This is a genomic window from uncultured Porphyromonas sp. (assembly GCF_947254915.1).
Taxonomy (GTDB): domain Bacteria; phylum Bacteroidota; class Bacteroidia; order Bacteroidales; family Porphyromonadaceae; genus Porphyromonas.
In genome coordinates, this window is the sequence record NZ_CAMYEZ010000132.1 from 1 (window position 1) to 5,248 (window position 5,248).

At 55.4% G+C, this 5,248-nt stretch carries 5 protein-coding genes and 1 pseudogene; 3 read left to right on the top strand and 3 right to left on the bottom strand.

All coding sequences use genetic code 11. The features are described 5' to 3' along the window. Positions 1 to 150: 150 nt before the first annotated feature. Positions 151 to 2,487, bottom strand: a complete 2,337-nt coding sequence (locus Q0X57_RS07370) for a hypothetical protein (RefSeq protein ID WP_297729699.1) — start codon at positions 2,485 to 2,487, stop codon at positions 151 to 153. Beyond that, on the bottom strand, positions 2,484 to 3,074 hold the full coding sequence (gene rdgB / locus Q0X57_RS07375; RefSeq protein WP_297729702.1) for an RdgB/HAM1 family non-canonical purine NTP pyrophosphatase: 591 nt from the start codon (positions 3,072 to 3,074) through the stop codon (positions 2,484 to 2,486). Before rdgB ends, Q0X57_RS07370 begins: the two co-directional genes overlap by 4 nt. A 47-nt stretch (positions 3,075 to 3,121) precedes the next feature. On the opposite strand from rdgB, the gene Q0X57_RS07380 reads away from it, so the two are divergent. The 3 genes from Q0X57_RS07380 to Q0X57_RS07390 are packed head-to-tail and all read left to right on the top strand — an operon-like array spanning position 3,122 to position 5,051. Continuing rightward, positions 3,122 to 3,523: an MmcQ/YjbR family DNA-binding protein gene (locus Q0X57_RS07380; protein WP_297729705.1), complete on the top strand. Its 402-nt coding sequence runs from the start codon at positions 3,122 to 3,124 to the stop codon at positions 3,521 to 3,523. Next, on the top strand, positions 3,504 to 4,253 hold the full coding sequence (locus tag Q0X57_RS07385) for a biotin--[acetyl-CoA-carboxylase] ligase (protein ID WP_297729709.1): 750 nt from the start codon (positions 3,504 to 3,506) through the stop codon (positions 4,251 to 4,253). Before Q0X57_RS07380 ends, Q0X57_RS07385 begins: the two co-directional genes overlap by 20 nt. A gap of 9 nt (positions 4,254 to 4,262) precedes the next feature. After that, entirely contained in the window at positions 4,263 to 5,051 is a 789-nt protein-coding gene (locus Q0X57_RS07390; RefSeq protein ID WP_297729712.1) for an RNA methyltransferase, read from the top strand. 5 nt (positions 5,052 to 5,056) lie between these two features. Here Q0X57_RS07390 and Q0X57_RS07395 read toward each other — a convergent pair. Beyond that, positions 5,057 to 5,248: pseudogene (locus Q0X57_RS07395) on the bottom strand (tRNA dihydrouridine synthase DusB); the annotation flags it as partial.

The window sequence follows — 5,248 nt, forward strand, 5'->3', positions numbered from 1 at the left end:
CACAGCTACTCCATCCCCTTTGCCGTCATATAAACTATATCGCTTTTATGAATAAACTTCTCTTTCCCTTACTCCTATTACTATCCAGCGTCATGCTGGATAGTAATAGGAGTAAGGGAAAGAGAAGTTTCTTCATAAAAGCGATATAGTTTATATGACGGCAAAGGGGATGGAGTAGCTGTGCTTGCCCTCGCTGTCGGATAGTAATGCGTGGTAAATGCCTGAGGGGTAGCGCTCACCGCTCGGTAGGCGGGTGGTGATGGTGAGCTCGCCGGTCTGCGCTACCTCCTGATAGATCAGATTGCCCGCACCGTCTAGGATGCGTACGGTGGTACCTGCGGGGAGCTGGGTGAGGGTGATAAGGTCTGGATCCTCGGGGCGTAGCGGGTTGGGGTAGATGTAGACCTCTTTGCTCTGTGCGGACCAGTCGCTCGTCTGACCTATATAGAGAGAGACGAGTCCTGCTGAGGTGGCGATGTAGAGGACTCCTCGCTCCTTGTCGATGGCGAGGGAGAGGACGTCGTTGGTGAGTAGGGGACTATTGTCCTTGGTGTAGTGTGCTAGGAGCTGAGTGCCGTCGGAGGAGAGGAGGTAGAGCCCGTCTGATCCAGTGCCGCACCACTTATTGCCGAGCGCATCGATGGCGATGGCGGTGATGGGCATATTGTCGAGGACGTAGTAAAGGTTGGGCTCCTGTCCTCCTACGGGTCTAGAGGCTAGCGGGGAGCTTTGCGAGATGAAGCTACTGGGATTGGCGACGCAGATGGGACCTTTGTCAGTAGCTATCCAAAGGCTACCCGATGGATCTAGAGCTAGGTCGTAGTAGTACTTGGCGGCAATCTCCTTGCCAGTACGATCGACAAACTTAGAGACGAGGCGGTACTCATCGTCTGACTGATCTAGCGGTGTACCCTTGTCGTCAAAGATGAAGACGCCGTTATTGCCATCAGCACTGCGGTGGTATATGAGTAGCCACTTGACACCATTGGGTAGAGCCAGCATAGGACCGAAAGCGTTGACCAACTCTATGTCTGGGTACGAGATAGCTTTCATCGTGCCATCAGGAGTGCGCACTACGAGGGGGTTGGCTACCAACCCTTGACCTTGCGCCATCCATAGGTTGCCCTTATGGTCGTAGCATAGCGAGCCGACACGGACGTTGTGTGCTGTGGGTGAGTCATTGTCCCAAGCTCTGACGAATGGAGCATTGTCTGGAGTGTATCGATTGAGGATCAAGCGCCCTTGGATCTCATAGAGTCCCTCGCCCCAAGAACCAACGAAGTAGTGGTTAGCGTCATGCGGGTCAACGGCGATGGAGACGAGGTCGTAGACGGGGATGTAGTTGGTCTGCTCGACGATCTGCCAGTAGGTCCAGTTGTCCCATCGCGGTGGGGTGTAGATCTGGATGTGACCTGGTATCCAGAAGGCGTCGTAGTTGCGCCCTCCGCTGACGGAGTAGAGCCTGCCATGCTGAAAGGTGATGTAGAAGTGCTTGTTGACCTTCGGGGCATTGGCTTCGAGGGATAGCTTGTCGAGAGAGACTTTGCCCTCGGAGGCGGAGGCGAGGTTGGCTTTGTAGAGAGAGCCCCCCGCTGTGAACCATAGCCGATCTGCTGAGCTGTCGCCTGAGAGACTCTGCAGACGGGCGGGTAGGTCGATGCGTATGCGTTCGCCTCTAGATCGCCACACGAGTAGTGAGTCGGCGCCTGCGACGGCAACGCCATCGGCTAGTGGGAAGAGACGCTGTGCCCAGCCACTCTGCGCCATCATTTGAGGGGTGGCACTGGCTTGGGTTAGCGTGGTGCGATAGAGGTTCTTCAGGCTGTCTATGTACCAGAGCGAGCCATCGGGTAGGGCGGTGATGGAGGTCATTTCCTTTGCTGGTAGACCGCTGATGAGGCTCCATGAGGCGGGGTCTTGGAGGTTTTGCGAGAGGGTACTAGAGCGTAGCCCTTCCTTGGTTAGCGCATAGAGCTTTTCGTCTAGAGCAAAGGCGTCTAGCACCTCTTTGCCTAGAAAGGCTGTGGCAACGATCTGATGATTGTTGAGATCGATCTGCATGAGCCCAAAGTGACCAGCGATGAAGGCGTACTCCTTATAATAGAAGATGCGCGTGGCGGTCTTGTCGTTGAGGTTGCTATTGTCGCTGATGCCTACAAGGTTGTAGATGTGGTCACTGTAGATGAGGTCGATACGCCCCGAAGCGTAGTAGACGGTGGTGACCTTGTGGCTCGGCGAGTAGCGGATCATACGAGCGTCTAGGTCGCTGATAGGGGTCAAGCCATCGAGGAGGTGGATCTCATTGGGATGCTCTGGAGAGACGGTGCCGATGACGCCCTCGGTGGTGAAGAGTACCTGCTCGGGCAGATCGGCGACAAGCTCTACATCTCCTATGGCTAGGTGCCACTGCCACAGTGGCTCTTGAGCTGTTAGCGGGAGGGTGCACAGAAAGAGCGGGAGGAGGAGTAGGTGTATGGAGGCTTTCATAGGCTGTGCTGGGTAAGGTATGTGCGGAGCTGGTCAACGGCTCGTGTGCGGTGGCTGATGGCGTTCTTCTCTTGTGGACTCATCATGGCAAAGGTCTTGTCAAAGTCCTCTGGCACGAAGAGACTGTCGTAGCCAAAGCCTTCGGCGCCCTCCTCGTGGTCTATGATACGTCCCGCTACACGCCCCACGAAGTGGTGCTGCTCGCCCTGACTATCGATCAGTACGATGACACACTCGAAGTAAGCGCGCCACGGCTCGGGGTGTGAGGCTAAGGAGTCCAGAAGGTGCTTCCTATTGGCCACGTCGTCACCGTCACGACCAGCGTATCGAGCTGAGTGCACGCCTGGGTCACCGCCTAGCGCCTCGACAAAGAGCCCCGTATCGTCCGCAATGCAGGGCTTGTGGTAGAGGTCGTAGAGCGCTTGCGCCTTGATGGTGGCATTGCCTAGGAGCGTGGAGGCGCTTTCGTCGGGAGCTGTGTAGTGTCCTAGCGAAGAGGCTGAGCGCACTTCGCAAGTATCTCCGAGCATTGACTGGATTTCGAGGAGCTTGTGAGCGTTGTGTGTGGCAAGGTAAAGGACTTTCATGTAACTTTGTGGAGGTTCTACATAAGGTTGGTTACAAAAGTACTGAAATGAATGGGATAAGCCAAATAGATGAGCTCTGTCGTCAGTTGCCCTACTGCGAGGTGGATGCGCCTTTTGGTCCAGAGGTGGTGACCTACCGTCTATCGAGACGCATCTTTGCGCTGCTGTGGCTGGAGCATGACCCAGGCATAGTGTCGCTCAAGGTGAACCCTGACTTGATAGAGCCATTGCTAGACCAGCATAGCGACCTGCAGCCCGCCTTTCACCTGAATAAGAAGCACTGGATACAGCTGGAGCTACCGACTAGTGAGTCTGAGGAGTGGATCGCTCGGCTCTTACGTCACTCCTATGCGCAGGTGTGGCGCAAGCTCCCGAAGATCCAGCAGCGTCTCCTGCCTCTCGGAATAGACATCTACAACCAAGCACAGAATGAGCAAGATCTCCTTTGAGATAACCGAACTAGACCATCCCATAGAGAGCACCTACGACTACCTGGTCAAGCTCCTACAGGAGAGGCCCAGCCTCCCCTCGGGGACGGTCATACATACGGACTATCAGACGGCGGGACGAGGACAGCTAAACAATAGTTGGTTTAGTAGTCCTCGGCTCAATGCGCTCCCTTCGATATACCTTCGTCTAGATCGACCTTTGCAGCAGATCTGGTCTATCAGCGAGGCGACCGCCCTTGCGGTTTATAAGAGCTACAAGGAGCAGCTTTCTAGCGAGGATACGATTGAGATCAAGTGGCCGAACGACATCTTCGTCAATGACCACAAGATAGCCGGCATCCTGATCCACAACGCTCTGGTCGAGGGCTCGGTCGCAGAGACGATTATTGGGATTGGAATGAATATCAACGAGGGAGCTTTCCCGCCTGAGCTCCCGCAAGCGATCTCTTTGCGTCTTGTGACGGGGCAGACTTATGATGTGAAAGCTTTCCTCCGCCAGATGCTAAGCCACTTAGGGGAGCAGCTTGCTCGTCAAGACTATGCGGCACTGCACGCAGAGTACAACGATCTCCTTTACCAGCGAGGCATTCGGGCTCGCTACCGTGATGTCGCCACGGAGGAGCCGTTTGAAGCAACGATCCAGGAGGTAAGCCCTCAGGGACAGCTCGTCCTAACGACCACTACGGGGGAGGAGCGACGCTACGCCTTCAAAGAGATTGTCTACCTTTAATATAAGAGTATGTCTGAGCGCACGAAGATAGAGCACCGCCCTCTCACCCATGCTGAGGTGAAGCTGATTAAAAGCTTGCAGCTGGCGAAGTATCGCAAGCAGTCCAACCTATTTATCGCTGAGGGCGAGAAGCTTATCGGCGAGATGCTTCCAGCTTATCGTTGCCAGCTACTCGTTGGTACAGAGGGGCTAGTCGAGCCTCTGCTAGAGCGATGCCCAGAGAGCATTGCCGAGGCGGTGATCCTGCCTGATCCGAAGCAGATAGAGCGGGTGAGTGGACTGAAGAGTCCTCGTCCGCTACTGGCTCTTTGCGAGATCCCAACCGTAGAGGCACCTCAAGCGCTACAACAACCCACGCTCCTTCTAGACGATGTGCAGGATCCCGGCAATGTCGGGACGCTCCTACGCACTTGCGACTGGATGGGTATCAGACAAGTCCTCTGCACCGAGGGCTGCGCAGACATCTATTCGCCCAAGGTGTTACAAGCAACTATGGGCGCTTTGGCGCGTGTGCAAGTCTATCGCTACACCGATAGGACGGCTCTGCTCACGATGCTAACGCAGACGGAGATACCTGTGATAGGAACCTTCATTGATGGCGCACCGCTTCGCACGTTACGACTGGCACCTGAGCAACCTTATATATTGGTATTGGGCAATGAGGGCAATGGCATCTCGCCCGAGCTCTCTGCTCTAGTTTCTCAGCGGATTACGATCCCGTCGCCCGTCGATAGTCATTGCGAGTCGCTCAACGTGGCGGTCGCTGGCGCTATCGTTATGGCGCATCTGATCCTTTAGCCTAGCTAGCCCTCCGTCTGAGGAAGCAGAGGCTCTACCTGCGCTAGCACATCGTCCAGGTCGGCTAGGGTAGGGGCTTGGAGCATCGCTATGCGTAGCGCACGAAAGTTGGGAATGCCCTTAAAGAGTGGTGTGGCGGCTAGGTGGCGACGACTATGCAGGATGCCTCTGCGCGCGTCCAGCTTCTCAATAGTCTT